The following is a 17,132-nucleotide window of genomic DNA, read 5'->3' as shown; positions in this document are numbered from 1 at the left end:
TTAATTTTTTCCACTCATTTATGTAATCAGTATACGTTGTCATATATTAAATATCAATTAAGTATCATGCGCTTGTACTAACATATTGTGCAAATTTTATATTGACAATATGTTAGTACAAAAATACAATAAATGTATCAAATTTTTAGGGATGGAATATATATGCATATAATAAATATAGGCTACAATCATAGCCACGATGCTGATTTCAATATAAGTAGACCCAATGGTTCTGGAAACTATCTATTGCTCCTTCTAAAAACTCCTGCCATATTCACATTAAATGGCTCTGAAATTATAACAAGACCTGATTCCTTCATACTATACAGAGAGGATACCCCTCAGTTCTATCGCTCATTTGGTTCTCAATTTCAAAATGATTGGTTTCACTTTAAAATAGATCCAGAAGAAAAAGATTTATTTAACAACCTTGGGATTCCTCAAGATGAAGTAGTACACATTGGTAATTTAAATGAACTTTCAATAATAATAAATAACTTATGCTATGAAACCTATTCATCAAACCGTTACAAATACAATACTATCGAATTATATCTAAAACTATTCTTTTTAAAACTAAGCAACAAAATCCATAACTCAAATAATGAAATTATAAACACCCATTACAATAAACTATCTATTATACGGACAAAAATATATAATCAGCCATATATTAATTGGAATATTACTGAACTGTCCCACGAACTAAATATGAGTAGGTCTAGTTTTCAGCACTTGTATAAAAAATTATTTGGAATAAGTGCAATTAAAGATGTAATTCTAAGCAGAATTGAGCATGCCAAATACTTACTCTCCTCAACTGATATTCCAATCAAAAAGATATCAGAAATGTGTGGATATAATAATGATATTCACTTTATGCGTCAATTTAGAAAAATAACAAAGTTGACTCCTACAAAATATAGAGAGAAAAAAAAGAATAAGATTAAAATTCCATAAGCTAATTGGAATATATTTATGTACAGTAAGATAATTTTATACAATTATTCAATCTAGATGAAAAGAGTTCCCTCAAACACATTAAGTCTGAGGGAAAATAAAGAGATTTCTTAGTGCGTTAGAACCTAGAAATTCTTATACTTCATGATAAAATACACTTTAATATTCACTTAAAAAGATTAATAGATGTTATTGCTGTAATATCAAACATATAACTATATGTTTGCATTTATTATTCAATGATTCAAGTCATTCTCAAACTCATAAATAGTTTGATGTCTTTGTTCTCGTTTACTCATGGCTTTCATAACTACCTCTTGACAAAAGACTGGAGCATAAAATCTTTTTTTTGGCAATTTGTTGCTCAGCAGATAGTACAGCAATGCTCCAAGTGAATATATATCAGATAGATGGGTAGCATCTGCCAAACTATTCAACTGTTCTGGATCTGTAAAATTTTCTTGTCCATACCCTTTTTTAGACAAACCAGTAAAAAATGATGTTGACTGAGGATCTTTTGCAAGTCCAAAATCGGCAATCTTTACTTCCATTCCATTATTAGTTTCATATATTAAAATATTATTTGGAGCTAAGTCTCGATGATGTTTGTTTTCTTTATGTAAGTACTTAACACCTGAAATAATCTCCTTAAAAATATTAATGCGTTGCTCTAATGAAGAATGTCTATTACTTTTTATCCATTTTTCCAAAGAACAGCTTGCTAATGGCATTGTAAACCAAAAAAGCGACCCATCAAGATGAATTTTCATGACATTTATAATGTTTTTATGAGACAATTCTTTATTCAGCAATCTAGCTTCTCTTTTAAATCTCAATATATATTCATCTCCATCATTCCCATAACACTGTTTAAAATAATTTCTTGGAAATAGAACCTTGCATGCTACAATTTCATTTGATTCTGGATCAAAAACTTTAAAAACTCTTGCAAAAGACCCACTTCCTATCTCTTGTAAAACAATTAGCTCAAACTGTTGTCTTATATAGTCTGCCTTCAACATTTCATTTTTCAGATTATAAATAGAATCTTTTAATTTTTTTAAAGAAGTTTCTAAAGTTGCTTTAGATCTATTGCTCATAACCTCCTCTTTTAAAAGATTATAAGCTGATAAAAAATTACTATTATATGATTCTTCTAAAACCTCTATAATTTTTTGTATGTAATAATTTATCGCTTCCATGTAAAGTGCCATTAGATTATGCTGAATCTGTGCCTCAAAAATCTTATCAAGCAATTTCTGTAATTCTTCTATTGGCGTAATTAATATTAATGGTCTATGTAAATTACTATTTATATCTGGCAAAAGTACTGATTCAAGTTCATCAAGAGTTATTCCTAGAGATTTTGCACTTTCTTTCTTGTAATTATTTAATACTTTAGGTTGGTTCCAAATTTTATTCGATAAATGACGTAAAGGTACTTTTTTCTCTTTCTCCTTAAGACTTATATAGTATGCCGCTATAAGGATAATTGATTTATATTTTTTAAAAGATGTGAAGTCAGTAATGATATCTCCTGATTGATCTCTTATTTTCTCTTCTTTCATCCATTGTAAAATGATTACCCTAATTTCACTTTTAACATCTATAGTCAATCCCACTACTAATTCTTTTAGCCTGGCAGCTTCTAGATTATAGTCTGGCAATTCTTCTGATAAAACTTCTGTGACTCTAGAATCAAGTTGAATTTTTTTAGGAATCCAATCCATCATTTTCCCTGGCTTTTGATTCTTAAAAGTAATTTCTATTATCCCATCTAATAGGAGAATTTCCAAAGCATCATTAAAATCAAACCATGTGGATTTTTGAAGAACTTGATTAGCAAAAGACTTATATTGTTTTGGTCCTTTTAAAAGTATTTTTATCATAAAATCCATTATTATTTTTTTGCCATGGGGCTTATTTAATGTTAGCTCTACATCCGTATACTTTTTTCCGTTGACAATCATTTCAACTGGAAATCGGTAATCATTTACGTATATTTTATTTATCTCTAATCCAATATGATTTTCATCAATTTTAAAAATCTGATGAGAAGTCATTTTTTACCACCTTCTCTCTACTCTATTCAGTAATTATATGTTCATTCTAGCACGCCTTTTCAGTATAAGCTGATTTGCAAAGTCTTTTCCTTTTTCACATGCACTACACGAGAAAGAATGATCAATCCAATCGATAGTCTTCAAGGACTCTCCTTGTTGATGGGTAATAAAATACTGTATATCGGTAACTTGCAGAAGCTGCCCTATTTCATTGCCCCTGTCATCGTCCACACGCGCCTTAGGTTCATCTAAAAACATAATTGGTGTTGTTTTTCCTCTTTTATTATCACTTAAAGCTGCCAGTAAAATCATTAAACTTGTACTAGCCTTTTGTCCTGAACTAAGATGCGGACCGTCAACTGCAACAGGTTCCTTTCCATCATATCCTATAAACAGCTGAATCTCCCATGTATCTGGCTCAGGGGTAACTTCAACTAACCTACCTTTACCCGTTGCCTTCAGTAAATCAGCAAAACTTTCAAATTCAGCAATGTAATCTTTCATTATTTCTTTAATGTGACCACGGAATTGATGCAATAAATCATCACATGTACGTTCAATATCTTCTCTATCTTCCTTTAACTGTTTAAGATTCTGTTCTAAAAGCTCCACTTGCCCTTCCTGAGCTTCCACCACGCGAACAATCTCCTCATTCACAGAAGAATCATAAAGTTTTTCCTTTTCACGATGTAATCCATCTAGATTGTTTTGCAAATCCTTTGAAGAGATTCGATTACCTTCATGATTCATAAAAGCACTTCCCTGTACATCATAAGGAATAAATTCTACATCATCATCGCTCAGTCCAAGTGCTTTGAGTTCTACTAATGATTGCTCTAAATAAACAGTTAAATAATTCTCCTCCTTCTGTTGACTTTCATATATATTAAAAAGATTAATTGATTTTTGATGCGCCTGTTTTTTCTTCTCATCAAACTCCGTTTTTTCTTTTACAGCGGAGAGTTCCTTTTCATGAATCTCATTCTTTCTTTCCCTGTCCTCTTCCTTCTGGTCTTCTGTTTCTTTAATTAACTGATAGAATTCTTGAGATTCAGCAGATAATATTTTATGTTCATCCTCCATCTCAGGCAACTTTACCAGAAGCTCTTGATTTTGTATTTCATTGGTTAGCTGATCGATTTCAGCATTAAGTTCATTTATACTAGTCTTTAACTTTTCATTAATTTCATTCTGTAATATTAACAACTCATTTGTGCGTTTTTTCTCTTCATCAAGTGCTAATTTCCCACAACATAAATCGTAATATTTTAAATGAATAGCACCATCACTATCTTGAAGTAAACCTCCAAGTGTAATACTTTCAATTCCTTTCGCTTGAAGAGAATGCCCTTCTTCTACTGTTTCCACAAGATATACTTGGCTTAATCTATCCAAGTACCCTTCTACTTTGCTCTGATAATTAATATTAATAGCTGAACGAATACTAGGATATGGTATATCATATTTGGTGGCTATCTCTTTGACGCCTCTAGGCAAAGATACCCTAGATCCATATCTCTCCTTTTCCTGTAACTTTTTAGCCGCAAGATAATTTCCTTCTTCTATAATAATTCTATAGCGGTTATTTCCTATATATGCCTCAATTGCTTTTTGCCATTTACGCATTTCCTGTTTTACGCTTACAGCATCGGCCAACATGATAAATGGAATCTTCCTCTCTTCAAGTACTTTCCTAAATTTTTTTGCCTCTTCTTTATAAGGGAGTATGTCTCTTTTCAACTCAGCACTTTTTTCTCTCAATGTTCTGAGCCGATCTTGTGCCTGGACAAACTCTAAATTTTTCTTATTTAAATCTGTTTTAAATATTTCTTTTAGCTGTTTTAACTCATCAACATTTTGAGGTTTAATTTGTTTCAGATTATTTATTCTTTGAGATAGCTCGTTAATTTTAATATCTCTCTTTGTTTTTTCACTTATATATCCTTTAATCTGTGCATCCTTTTCTCTTTCATCTATATCTAAGCATTTATATTCTTCTTTCCAGTCGTTAATCTCTGTTTGTTTTGCCTTAATTTTTGCAATTAATTCAGTAACTCTACTCGTCTCTTCCTTAGCCCCTTTTTCAGCTTCTCTCATTTTCTCTTCTGTGGATTTCAATTTTTCTTGTATTTCAAAATATTCAAGTTTTTTAAGCTTAAGTTTTGTATTCTCCACTTCCTTTTCTTTGAGTTGATAAAGGCGAAATTTTTGAGCCTTTTGTCTGCTCTCTTCAAAGCGCTCTTGAGCTTGCTTCATTTCTTCCTCAGCACGTTCAATTGTTATTTCTTGTTCATTTAACCGTTGCTTGCTATTGTCATAACGTTTTTTATAATCTTTTGCCCCTTTTAAGTCAAAAATTAAATGAAACAGAGAATGAGGCGAGGAGTTTACAACTTCCCTTACAGTATCTGGACTCATAGCCATTAAGTTTCTAAACTCTTTCGTTATTCCAAGGCAACGCTCTAATATCTCTAAGTATTCACCCACATTCATACCCGCTTCACTATAAGCTTTTGTATTAAATTGAATATCCGCCAAATCATAAAATTCTCCGTCAAACAGATAATATTCCCTAGCCCATGAACCTGTATCATTTTTATATATACGGCAACAAGCGGTAACCTCATCTTTAAATTTTCTAGCTAGTTCAAAAGGACGAACCCCATTCACTGGTAAATTGTAAAATGAAACTCTTACAGCTGCCCAATTACTCTTTTTATGAACATAAAATGAAAATGTTCTTTTGCTCTCAAAATGACCCGCCCCTAGCATCAGTCGAAGACCATCCCATATAGTTGTTTTCCCATGACCAGAAGCTCCTATAAAAGCATTTACCTTTTCATGAACTTTATAAGGCTCTTTTGTAGGAGGAAGGTATCCCCAAAAAATTGTAGAAAAGTCTTTAATCATTTCTCATTCTCCTTATTACTACTTATATCATCCTCAATCTTTTTTATGGAATCTAAGTTCGCCGTCAATCCTTGAATGACATACTCACATATATCCATAATCATATCGCTGTGCAGCATATACATAGCAGGTCCTGCAATAATTTTTGATTTGCCTTTTTCAAATAAAATATAGTGATATCTTTTTAATGATGTAAGAAGGGATTCTATCGTCTTACGTGAATTTTGTTTTCCCTGTTGGAATTTTGCTCCATAATTATAGACAAGTTCATCTATTGTAAGGCTCACTTCATTTTCATGTTCAATATGGTTAAGTTCTTTCGGCAAAACTAATTTTGTATAGATAATCGTCAACAGAGCCATATGACGCCTGTCTATACCTTTCACTCTTTTGAGAAAATAATCAAAAGAAGAAGAATCATATTCTTTTTTTAAACGAATAACATACCAATCAGTGCCAGGAGGATTTAATAATTCATAACCCATTAAAGAAAGATAACTTTGAACATCTCTAAAAAGCTTAATGTCCCGTTCAATTGGTCCTACTTCTTTTTTAGAAATCCATCCATAATGAAACATAGAACATATTCTTTGTGCTTCTGGATTAACTTCTATCACATTATTTATCTGTTCCATTTTTGCACCTCCTTAAGTAACACTCTGTTACCATTTCAACAGGACTACCAACTAACTCTTTATAATTATCATTAACTTCAAGTTCAAATAGCTCTCGTCCAACAATTTCAGGCGACTCGCTATTTCTTAGTTCTCCTGTAAGTTTCAGCAGTTGACCTGTTTTATACATTGCTTGCCCAAAACTTCCTATATCATGATAGAGAATTTCGTCCATTGGTGCTTCCTCTTTTGAATGCATCTTAATAACAATTTCTTGATAAAAAAGCTCCATTAGGTTTTGAACTCTGTCTATTATTACCTCCTCTTCAATGATTTCTACAGGTTCTGGAGGGGTTGTAGAAATTATTTCTTCCTTTTCATGCTCAAAAAATGCTCGTGTCCTACTTCCAATAATCTCCTCCCTTAATTGATAAACCTGCTTGGGCACTGAAAAATTTTTTTCTGCAAAGTTTGATAGAATTTCTTTGCTTGCTTCAGAAATAGCTGTTTCTATAATTTCTGGAGATATAAATTCTCCTAAACCTTTTTGGCTTTCTCTCTGATACTGAATTGCTAAATCTAGGATCTTCGTTGTTAAATCCAAAATACTGCTTGTGACATCAAAAAATTCATTATATTTTTCTCTACCGAAAACTTTACGATTACTATTTAGTGTCTTTTGTGTCTCTTTGATTACCTTTATGATGCCTTGCGTTTGTTTTCCTATCTCTATAACTTCACGCCGAGATTTTCTCTGAATCACACGCTCCAGATAGTCTTTCCATACAGAAAGTTCACGAAAGCCAATATTTTTAATTGATTCTGTTTGTTCATCATCCATATTAAATTCATCTGCAAAATCCGCTAACATAACCGTAGTTTTTATCTGTTCTTCCATAGACAAATTTTCTTTTGCAAAAGATAAAAACATGGATGATAAAAATGATCTGATTTTACCAGACACCTCATAGTCAAATCCATCAAATATAATCCAGCCTTTATCCAGAAGCTCTTTAAATACTTTATCCCTATTCTTTTTGCTCATATAATTTAAATACTTATAAGCTTCCTCAATGGTAAATCTTCCGGCTTCACTAGCTAGGGTTTTAGCTCCGGCTAAAACAAGCACAATCATTTGAGAATTCCTTAATTTAAAAATATCGAATAATTTAAGATGTCTTTCAATGCTTTTTATCATAAGAATATCTTTATGAGCTAAATTGTAATCACCTTTTTCTTCTATATTGTTTTTATTAGAGCTAACAAAATTAATTTCGTTAGTAGTATCTACCGTATGAGCCATTTAATATCTCCTCTCTCAACAATATTTTTTAGTACTTTATAAGACTCCTAACATATAAATATATTTAGTACACTGTTGTATAAAATTTAATCTTAACTTTAATGGTAAAAACTTGATATAATATTTTTTAATTTTATAGAAAATAGAATAATAAAACTCATTAGTCTTGTTTTAATTCAACTTATTTACTACAATTTTACAGCATATTCCGATACCTCTCAACAATAAATAGCATATTACTATAAATATATTAATGACAAAATACTAAAAGAAGTTACACTATATTAATAGAAAATAATTTAGAAATAACTTTTGGTTAGAGGACGAATATTTAAAAAGTCTATATACTTGTACTAAACATGCAGATTTTTTTAAATATCATAGAAAGCTATTTTATACTTTATAAATGAATTTCCTTTTTTTAATACCATTCTAGTCCATAATTAGCTTAATATTATTTCTTTTAAAAAATATAGTCTGAATTTCATTCATAGGTATCATTTATTAATGATATCTACTGAAGTTTATACAGACTATATTTTACTCTATATTAAAATTTAAAATAAATACAATAACACTACCTCAACTCTATCTCTTAACTATCAACACACAGCTCTCCACGTGAGCCGTCTGAGGAAACATATCAACTGGCTGAACCTTCTCAGTTTTATATCCAAGTCCATCTAAAATATTTAAATCCCTAGCCAAGGTACTTGGATCACAAGATACATATACAATTCTTTTAGGATTAATAGATGTTATTGCTTCAAGTAGAGCTTTCTCACAACCTTTTCTTGGTGGATCTACAACCACAACATCTGCCTTTATTCCTTTAGTTATAAGGTCTGGTATTACCTCTTCTGCCTCTCCTACAAAAAATTCTACATTATCCACATTATTTGCTTCTGCGTTTTTCCATGCATCATCTATGGCTTGTGGTACTATTTCAACCCCATAAACTTTCTTAGCTTTTTGTGATAGAAATAGAGTTATTGTTCCTGTACCGCAATATGCATCAAATACAGTTTCTTCTCCTGTAAGGTCAGCAAATTCTAAAGCTTTAGAATAAAGCACTTCTGTTTGTGTTGGATTTACTTGAAAAAATGATAATGGGGATATATTAAACCTAAAGTCTCCTATATAATCAGTTATAGTATCCCTTCCCCAAATAGTTCTAGATTTCATCCCAAGTATTACGTTGGTTTCTTTGTCATTTATATTTTGAACTATAGAAGTTACTCCTTCTATATTATTTGTCATGAGTTCTATAAACTCTTTTTTATATGGAAGTTCAGTGGAGTTTGTTACTGGAACTATCATTACCTCTCCAGTTTTAAATCCCTTTCTTATCATAATATGTCTCATGATACCTTTAGGATTATATCTTCCATCTACTGTAGCTGGAGTTATGTTGTATTTCTTCATCCACTTTTTAGTTAGTTCTACAACCTTATCCCCAATCTCATCTTGAATATGACAGGTTTTCATATCAATAATATCATGACTTCTAGGAGCATAAAAACCTATCTTAAGCTCCCCATTAACTAATCCTATAGGTAATTGAACCTTGTTTCTGTATCTAAAAGGATTCTCCATTCCAATAGGCTTTAGAACTATATTTTCATCTAATTTTCCTATTTTAGTTATACAATCCTTAACTCTTTCCTCTTTAAAATCTATCTGAGCCTTGTAGCTTGCATGTTGAAGCCTACAACCTCCACACTTTTCATATATCCCACACACAGGAATTTCTCTTTCTGGAGATTCGTCTATAATTTCTAAAAGCTTCCCATATGCATATGTTTTTTTCGTTTTTACTATTTTAACTTTAACTTTTTCGTTTTTTAATGCACCCTCTATAAATATTGGATAGCTACCAAGCTTAGCTATTCCTTCTCCTTCATATCCTTGAGAAATTATATCTAAAACATATTCTTTATTCTTTTCAACCAAATCTATCACCCTTGCGCTTTCCTAAATTCGATAATATTAGAATATCAGTTAACTTTTTTTCATGCAACTATTATCCACACTTACTTCAGATTTATTCACAGCTTGATCAACAAAAAAGGTAAAAGCCTTTTTATTAGTATATGCTTTTACCTTTTCATTATTATATTAAAAATTCAATGCTTATTTTACTCTAATTACATTTATATCTTTTCATCATTATGCTTTATATGTGAAAGACCCCATGTATTCATAGAATCCAAAATCGGCTTTAATGAGTATCCAATCTCAGTCAATGAATATTCTACTCTAGGAGGAACCTCTGCATAAACCTTTCTTTCTATTATCCCGTCAGACTCCAACTGTTTAAGTTGTTGAGTTAACATCTTCTGGCTTATTCCATTAATTCCTTTACTTAATTCTGAAAATCTTTGAACCCCTTTATTTAATAGGTTTCTAATAATTAAAACCTTCCACTTATGTCCAATCAAATTAACTGTATGCTCAATTGGACAATGTTTATCACATGGCATTTTATTCCCCACCTCATCTTTATTCAATACATACCATTTGGTAAGTACTTAACTAAAAAGTGCCTTATTGCAAAAAGAAAGTTGCTATACTATGATGATTTTACAGCAGTTAATATATAAATTCAAGCGCTTGTATCAGTTCATTATGATTGCTGAATACTAGATATTATAACCATATAAAGGAGAAATAGTAATGCAAAAAATTAATATTGATAACATTACAGACTTTGTAGCTGATAAAAGTGCACGTAAAGGAATATTTGAAGAAGGTCAGCTAGATACAGGTCTTTTACTCTACACCCCTGGACAGACCACCCCTGATCATAAGCATTCAGACATTGATGAGGTGTTTTATATAATTTCTGGAGAAGGTACCATTACCATAAATAATGAGCCAATCTCTATAAAGGAAAAAGATATTATTTTTTCACCACATGGTGAAACTCATGGATTCAATAATACATCCTCATCCAATTGGGTTGTATTACAAATCAAGATTCAGCTACCAAAAGACAATTAACAGGAGGTATTAATTAATGTTTACTCACATCGACCATGTGGCAATCTCTGTTAAAGATAGAGAAAAGTCTATTGAATTTTATGAAAAAATTTTTGGTTTTAAAAAATACTTCGAACATAATGTCCCTGGCATACCAGAAATTGAAAAAGTTGTCTATCTTAAATTAGGGAACACAGTTTTAGAACTTGAGCATTGGACAAACAAAAAAATAAATTCTGGATCACATTTTTGCCTTATTAGTGATAACTTTGATGAAGACTACTCTAAATTAGTCGTGGCTGGTGTACCCATAGTGGCTAAACCACATATTCCTAGTCCAAGAACCCCTGAAGAAAAAGGATGGAAACGAGTTGTTTTCAAAGGTCCAGACGATGAACACATTGAATTTAGAGGTTAAACTAATTAAATGAAATCAAAAAGGTAAAAGCTTTTATCATTATATGCTTTTACCTTATGTTTATTGTATATTAAAATTTTATCCCTCTATAAAGGTTTCACAGGCTGTTCCATAAGAGCTTTTAGCCTCTGGCCCAAATATAACTAAATTATCTGCTGAACATTCGCCTCTTTTGTTATATGTACATTTTCTTGCTTCACATTTAACTTCTGGAGACATTAATATTCCGCTATTATTTGAAAACATCTGTTTTAATTCACCAACATAATTAGTATTGCCAACACTAGTAACAGCATTTTTAAAACTTTTTTCAGCAAATGTACCACACTGAGTTCCTGAAGAACTAGAAGCATCATGTCCTGTTACTAATATTACATTTGCAGAACATAATCCCGATATATTGTTAACACAATCCATAGCACTACATCCAAGTTTATTCATAAAATCCAGCTCCTTCTTTTATATTACATCTCTATTATCTACAAAAGAAAGGCTTTTATTCATTATCCAAGTTTTTTATAAAAGTTTCTAAATACTTTTCTAGTAGCTTTATTTCTTGGCTAGATAAACCCTCTGCTGCCTTTTTTATAGTCTCATTATTTATTTGCTCAAGCTCTTCCATATTATATAAAGCCTTTTGCGTTAATAGTAAATAAAAACTTCTTTTATCCTTAGGATTTTTAATTTTTTCTATCCATTCCTTATTTATAAGTCTATTAATAACTCCAGACAAAGTTGCTTTATCTAAATTTAATCTTCTTCCTATTTCTAAAGGGGTTAACTCTTCTATATCTCCCTTTAATTCTTCTATATTATAAATATCCTTCAAAACAGACCACTGAACTGCTGTTAATCCCAAATTTTCTAAGGATATATTTATTTTATTCTTTAAAAGTTTTGATGATCTATTAATTAACGTACCTATATTATTATCCATATTATCCTCCATATGGTTAGCATACAAACTAATAATATATTAAAAACGTCTTTCCATCAATAAAAACCTCTGAATTTCTAATTTTGTATCTTTCTTGAGAAAATGAATTTGATGGAGCTTTAAGAGAAGCCCATCAGAATAAAAGAGTCTTTTTAACTTTTTAAATGTTTAAACATTTAACTTTTTAACTTTTTATTAAACATAGTATTTAATGAAGCCTGAGAAACAGCTTCTACAGCAACAAGGTGTTTAACTTTATTAAACATAATCTTAACAAGAATGACTTTAATGAGGCTTGAGAAGAAGCCTCTACAGCAATAATGTGCACCATTCTTTATCGAAGTAATTACTGACTCTTTTTTAGCTTTAATTTTTATGAAAGGTATTACCTGCATCCTCTCTCCCCCTATTTCTATCATTCCTTAGCTAAGGTTACACTTATTAGATGTATTTGCTATGGAAAATGTTCTCAACATTTACAAAAATTATTTTCTACAAATTGCTTGTACATAAATATAGTTCGCACGCTAATTAGTTGTTTATATAAATATGATATTTTTCACTCATTTTTCTTAAAAAACTACAAAAAAAGAGCACCTTTCGGTGCAAGTAAATTGAATCAGTTGCCATTAGATTCTTATTTTATCTAACTTGGCTATGAAAACGCGCATTTCCATAACATTGATATTATAGCCTAAAACTGCCATGTTTAATTGTTAACATTTTGTTAATTTTATTCTAAAGGGGATAAATTCAATATTTTTCTTAGTATTCTGCTGTTTCTGGAGCCATAAGTAAAGCTATATTTAGGTTTCCATTTCTACAACGTAGCTCATCTAGAAATCTCTTTTGACTTACTGTTTTATCCATTGTTACGGTATAAACCAATTCAAATAAGCTTCCCAAATTAGTTGTTTTAACTTTTTTAAGCTCATATCCTGTTGTGAATTTCTCAAATACATCATCAAAAGCGCCTTCGTAGTCTAAATCTTCCGGAATAGATATTTTTAATAACTTTTCTGATACATTTTTATTCCCAAAGTTTATTAAACTTAATATAAACATAAGTGCACAAAGGATTGCTGTAAATAATATTGCATAACCTATAAAGCCAGCTCCTGTAGCTAATCCCGCTGCCATAGCAAATAACACATATGATATATCTTTTGGGTCACCTGGGGCACTTCTAAATCTTATTATTGAAAATGCTCCTGCTAAACTAAAGGCCCTAGCAACATTACTTCCTATCAATAATATTATTATAGCAACTACAGCTGGTAAAAGTACCATAGTCAGTGCAAAATTTTGTGAGTATAGCTTCTTACTACTGGTTTTCATATAGGTAGTACTAATTATTCCTCCTAGAATAAAAGATACCCCTATTATTAATAATGCAGTTACTAAAGATATTGTGGAATCAGTTGTTGTGGTTGTTGAGCTGAATATTGATTCAAGCATATGTTAAGTTCCCCTTTCGCATCCATACTATTTTTTATCATATTTTTATATTCATTACCGTATTTTGAAAAACTTGAGCTATACAATTTATATCCAGAAAGTAATTTAGAAAACCATAATGGCACAGTGTTTTCTGCTTTTACTTCCATAAGCCATAAATCATCCTCCACTAAATTATTTCCATAATCACCATACTCAAGTTTTAAATCATATCTTCTGGTTCTTATATTAGTATCAAAAGTTACTCTAAACTCACGATTTTCTTTCTCAAAATAAGCTATCCTGTCATAAGCTATATAAACCTTTGGTTCTAAATCATATATCTTCAATATATAAGATAGTTCCTTTAACACCTGCTTGTTCATATATTCCTTATACTCTGGCTTAATACCTGTATCTAAAAATTCATAGGCTTCATCTAGCTTCAAGGTTGTTCTCCTTTTATTAACTATACCTTTAAACTTTTTCTTAACCTCTAAGTATACTTTGTCATTTTCTTCAGGTACTCCATAAGATCTTAGTCTAACTTTTTCCTTATATTTAGGTTTATCTAAGGATCTTCTTATTAATAAGTCGTCCTTTGTATCATAATAAAGATTTGATATTTTATAGAACTCATCATTCTGATTAAATTCATCCATTTCCATACGTTTTAGTAATTCCCTCTTAAAGTCCATATATAATTCCTTATTCATTTGAAATTTGTTCTCGTATCTATTAAACACTTCTATAGCCATACAACTCACTCCTTATACTATTTCATTAATTTTTGTTAACAAGAACTTAATAATCTATGTTTAAAGTTTACTTTTTTAACCTTAAACCAACCTTAAAGAGTTTTTTAAGCTAATGTCTATCCTCTCCCCCTTTAAGCTTCATTTAAGCTTAGCTATGATATAATTAGGATAAAAACTACTTTAACAGGAGGAATATTATGAGGATTTTAGTAGTGGAAGATGAGATTCATTTATCAGAGGCTTTATCTCAAATATTAAAGAAAAATAATTATACTGTAGATGTAGTTCATGATGGTGAAGATGGATTAGATAATGCCTTAAGTGGTATTTACGATATTATACTATTAGATATAATGCTTCCTAAAATGGATGGATTAACAATTCTAAAGCATTTACGAAAGGAGGAAATAGCTACTCCAGTTATACTTTTAACTGCAAAAGGAGATATCTCTGATAAAGTTAAAGGGCTAGATACCGGCGCGGACGATTATCTAGCAAAACCATTTGCAACTGAAGAGTTATTAGCTAGAATACGTGCTCTTTCAAGACGTAAAAGTGAAGTTATAACAGACAACACCCTAAAAATAGGCTCTATGGAACTAAATCCAGCCACTTTAAAATTATCTATGGGTGATAAAGAAATTAAGCTTATATTAAAGGAAAGTGAGCTCTTAGAACTGCTTATTATACGCAAAAATGCTGTTACCTCTAAAGAGTTAATAATAGAAAAGATATGGGGCTTTGATTCTGAGGTTGAGCATAATCATGTAGAAGTTTATATATCTTTTTTAAGGAAAAAACTTTTGTTTTTAGATGGGGATGTTGAGATTAAAACCATACGTGGAGCTGGTTATATCTTGGAGGTTAAAAAATAAATGTTTAAAAAGCTTAGAAATAGATTTCTAATTCTCAACCTAGTAATTATTTCTGTAATGCTTCTTATTTCCTTTACTTCTATTTACGCAATAACCCACAAAAATATCTACACTCAGATAGATATGGATTTAGATAAGCTTTCCGGAAATGATGATAAAGGTAACAAACCTAAAATTAATGGTGACATGCCTAATGATAAACAGATGGATGGCCCCCAAAATGATTTTACTAAAGGGCAAGGTCCTATGGAAAGGTATGCCTTCACAGTTACTACTGATGGCAATTGGAACAAGTTAAGCACTTTTTCACGCTTTAGTATCTCTGATGAATTTTATGAATCAGCAAAAAAGGCAGCTATAAATAAGAAGGTTAATAGAGGATATATTTCAGTTGACGATACTGATTTAGCCTTTGTTATAAACCATACTTCCGGTGGTTATAACTTATATTTTTTAGACATAACCTTTCAAAAAAATACTCTCAGAAGTTTGATTTATACATTTACAATTGTAGCCTTCTTTATGTTAATAATCATTTTTCTAATTAGCAGATTTTTTGCTAATAGATCAATTCAGCCTATAAAAGAAGCCTTTGACAAACAAAAACAATTTATAGCAGATGCATCCCATGAGCTTAAAACACCTCTAACCGTTATAAATACAAATGTTGACGTACTTCTTTCAAATAAAGATGACTTAATACATAATCAATCTAAATGGCTATACTATATTAAATCTGAAGCTGAAAGAATGAATAAACTTACAAGTGATTTATTATACCTAGCTCAAGTGGATTATTCAGATGTAAAGATGATTTTTTCTGATTTTAACTTAAGTGAAGCCGTAGAACATATTATATTAACTATGGAAGGAGTAGTATTTGAAAATAATATCGCCCTTCATTATGATATTGAACCTAACTTAATAGTATCCGGTAATATAGAGCAGCTAAAACAAGTTATAATGATTTTTCTTGATAACGCTATTAAATACACAGATAAAAAAGGTAAAATAAATTTAGTTCTAAATAAAGCCCATAATAAAATCAATTTATCTGTAACTAACACAGGAAAAGGAATTCCAGAAGAACATATCTCCAAAATCTTTAATAGATTTTATCGTACTGATAAATCTCGTGCGAGAGATAGTGGCGGATATGGGCTAGGACTATCTATAGCCAAAGCCATAGTCGAACAACATAACGGAAAAATATCTGTAAAAAGTATTGTAGATAAAGAAACTACTTTTACTATCGAATTACCTAAAAATAAGTAATAAAAGCCTTTATACTAGCTATAACTTAATTGCTAATATAACGGCTTTTTCATATTACCTATTCTACAATATTTAAAATATCTTTAGAGGGTTTTAATGGCCCTCTTGATGAATCAACATAAGCATCTTTATCTCCATATTGAAAACACTCGCTTTCATAAGCTTTATCAGATTTTAAATTAAAGTATAGTCTATAATAATTAATGGGTTGGAAGCCTTCCTTATTTCTTATGTCCATCTTCTGCTCCTCATCATATACAAACTCTATTCCCAAATTATTTTTCATACTTTCTTTAACAAATTTATCTATATCTACTCCATCTTTAACTACCGATATATTTTTCTTATCAATTCTATCATTAGTTAACTCAGCTATTTTATTAAAGTTAGGGTTTTCTTTTTCTATATTCTGTTTATTCCCTTCTTTGTAAACTATAATTTTATCTGGTGTATTTATTATTGAAGAAACCTCTTTTTCTTGGTTATTGCACCCTGCTAAAAATAATGAAAATAGAACAATAGACCATATAGTAATCTTTCTCATATCATCATCTCCTTAATTATGTATAATCAATATAAATAAATTATACATAACTTTCC

The 17,132-nt window shown here is 30.5% G+C and carries 17 protein-coding genes; 5 read left to right on the top strand and 12 right to left on the bottom strand.

The genetic code is table 11. From position 1 onward, the window contains the following. Positions 1-162 precede the first annotated feature (162 nt). Positions 163-960 (top strand): helix-turn-helix domain-containing protein, encoded by a 798-nt coding sequence (locus B3N22_RS15205; protein ID WP_286908464.1) that lies wholly within the window; start codon positions 163-165, stop codon positions 958-960. 236 nt (positions 961-1,196) lie between these two features. On the opposite strand, the gene B3N22_RS15200 is transcribed toward B3N22_RS15205, so the two are convergent. The 6 genes from B3N22_RS15200 to B3N22_RS15175 form a co-directional block, all read right to left on the bottom strand. Further along, entirely contained in the window at positions 1,197-3,023 is a 1,827-nt protein-coding gene (locus tag B3N22_RS15200; RefSeq protein WP_286908462.1) for a serine/threonine-protein kinase, read from the bottom strand. A gap of 33 nt (positions 3,024-3,056) precedes the next feature. Next, positions 3,057-5,933: a coiled-coil domain-containing protein gene (locus tag B3N22_RS15195; protein WP_286908460.1), complete on the bottom strand. Its 2,877-nt coding sequence runs from the start codon at positions 5,931-5,933 to the stop codon at positions 3,057-3,059. Next, a complete protein-coding gene (locus B3N22_RS15190) occupies positions 5,930-6,568 on the bottom strand; it encodes a hypothetical protein (RefSeq protein WP_286908458.1) in 639 nt (212 codons plus the stop codon). Before B3N22_RS15190 ends, B3N22_RS15195 begins: the two co-directional genes overlap by 4 nt. Then, on the bottom strand, positions 6,552-7,850 hold the full coding sequence (locus tag B3N22_RS15185; protein ID WP_286908456.1) for a hypothetical protein: 1,299 nt from the start codon (positions 7,848-7,850) through the stop codon (positions 6,552-6,554). Before B3N22_RS15185 ends, B3N22_RS15190 begins: the two co-directional genes overlap by 17 nt. A 588-nt stretch (positions 7,851-8,438) precedes the next feature. Further along, positions 8,439-9,803 (bottom strand): 23S rRNA (uracil(1939)-C(5))-methyltransferase RlmD, encoded by a 1,365-nt coding sequence (rlmD, locus tag B3N22_RS15180; protein ID WP_286908454.1) that lies wholly within the window; start codon positions 9,801-9,803, stop codon positions 8,439-8,441. A gap of 200 nt (positions 9,804-10,003) precedes the next feature. Beyond that, positions 10,004-10,333, bottom strand: coding sequence for a winged helix-turn-helix transcriptional regulator (locus B3N22_RS15175; protein WP_286908452.1), 330 nt, complete (start codon positions 10,331-10,333; stop codon positions 10,004-10,006). Positions 10,334-10,526: 193 nt separating this feature from the next. Between B3N22_RS15175 and B3N22_RS15170 the strand changes: the two genes are divergently transcribed. After that, positions 10,527-10,853 carry a cupin domain-containing protein gene (locus B3N22_RS15170; protein ID WP_286908451.1) on the top strand — a complete coding sequence of 109 codons (327 nt, stop codon included), beginning with the start codon at positions 10,527-10,529 and terminating at the stop codon, positions 10,851-10,853. Positions 10,854-10,869: 16 nt separating this feature from the next. Beyond that, complete coding sequence (locus B3N22_RS15165; protein WP_286908449.1) at positions 10,870-11,250, top strand: VOC family protein; 381 nt, start codon at positions 10,870-10,872, stop codon at positions 11,248-11,250. Between the two features lie 78 nt (positions 11,251-11,328). On the opposite strand, the gene B3N22_RS15160 is transcribed toward B3N22_RS15165, so the two are convergent. The 5 genes from B3N22_RS15160 to B3N22_RS15140 form a co-directional block, all read right to left on the bottom strand. Continuing rightward, positions 11,329-11,691 carry a DUF1540 domain-containing protein gene (locus tag B3N22_RS15160; RefSeq protein ID WP_073019251.1) on the bottom strand — a complete coding sequence of 121 codons (363 nt, stop codon included), beginning with the start codon at positions 11,689-11,691 and terminating at the stop codon, positions 11,329-11,331. 55 nt (positions 11,692-11,746) lie between these two features. Further along, positions 11,747-12,187, bottom strand: a complete 441-nt coding sequence (locus B3N22_RS15155; protein ID WP_073019249.1) for a MarR family winged helix-turn-helix transcriptional regulator — start codon at positions 12,185-12,187, stop codon at positions 11,747-11,749. Positions 12,188-12,363: 176 nt separating this feature from the next. Next, the gene (locus B3N22_RS15150) at positions 12,364-12,582 is read right to left on the bottom strand and encodes a hypothetical protein (protein WP_286908446.1); all 219 of its coding nucleotides are present in this window, start codon (positions 12,580-12,582) and stop codon (positions 12,364-12,366) included. 370 nt (positions 12,583-12,952) lie between these two features. Then, positions 12,953-13,645, bottom strand: a complete 693-nt coding sequence (locus tag B3N22_RS15145) for a DUF4956 domain-containing protein (protein ID WP_286908444.1) — start codon at positions 13,643-13,645, stop codon at positions 12,953-12,955. Beyond that, the gene (locus tag B3N22_RS15140) at positions 13,588-14,382 is read right to left on the bottom strand and encodes a polyphosphate polymerase domain-containing protein (RefSeq protein ID WP_286908442.1); all 795 of its coding nucleotides are present in this window, start codon (positions 14,380-14,382) and stop codon (positions 13,588-13,590) included. The genes B3N22_RS15145 and B3N22_RS15140 overlap by 58 nt, the downstream gene beginning before the upstream one ends. Before the next feature lie 197 nt (positions 14,383-14,579). Between B3N22_RS15140 and B3N22_RS15135 the strand changes: the two genes are divergently transcribed. Together B3N22_RS15135 and B3N22_RS15130 are read left to right on the top strand one after the other, a co-directional pair. After that, a complete protein-coding gene (locus B3N22_RS15135; protein WP_021803494.1) occupies positions 14,580-15,257 on the top strand; it encodes a response regulator transcription factor in 678 nt (225 codons plus the stop codon). Further along, positions 15,258-16,532, top strand: coding sequence for a sensor histidine kinase (locus B3N22_RS15130; protein WP_286908440.1), 1,275 nt, complete (start codon positions 15,258-15,260; stop codon positions 16,530-16,532). A 58-nt stretch (positions 16,533-16,590) separates the two neighbouring features. Here B3N22_RS15130 and B3N22_RS15125 read toward each other — a convergent pair whose 3' ends face one another. Then, positions 16,591-17,076, bottom strand: coding sequence for a hypothetical protein (locus B3N22_RS15125; protein WP_286908438.1), 486 nt, complete (start codon positions 17,074-17,076; stop codon positions 16,591-16,593). Positions 17,077-17,132: the final 56 nt, after the last annotated feature.

It is taken from the genome of Clostridium sp. UBA1652 (assembly GCF_002320975.1).
Classification (GTDB): Bacteria; Bacillota; Clostridia; order Clostridiales; family Clostridiaceae; genus Clostridium_T; species Clostridium_T intestinale.
The sequence above is the reverse complement of the archived record's forward strand: the minus strand, read 5'-3'. Positions and strand labels throughout refer to the sequence as shown.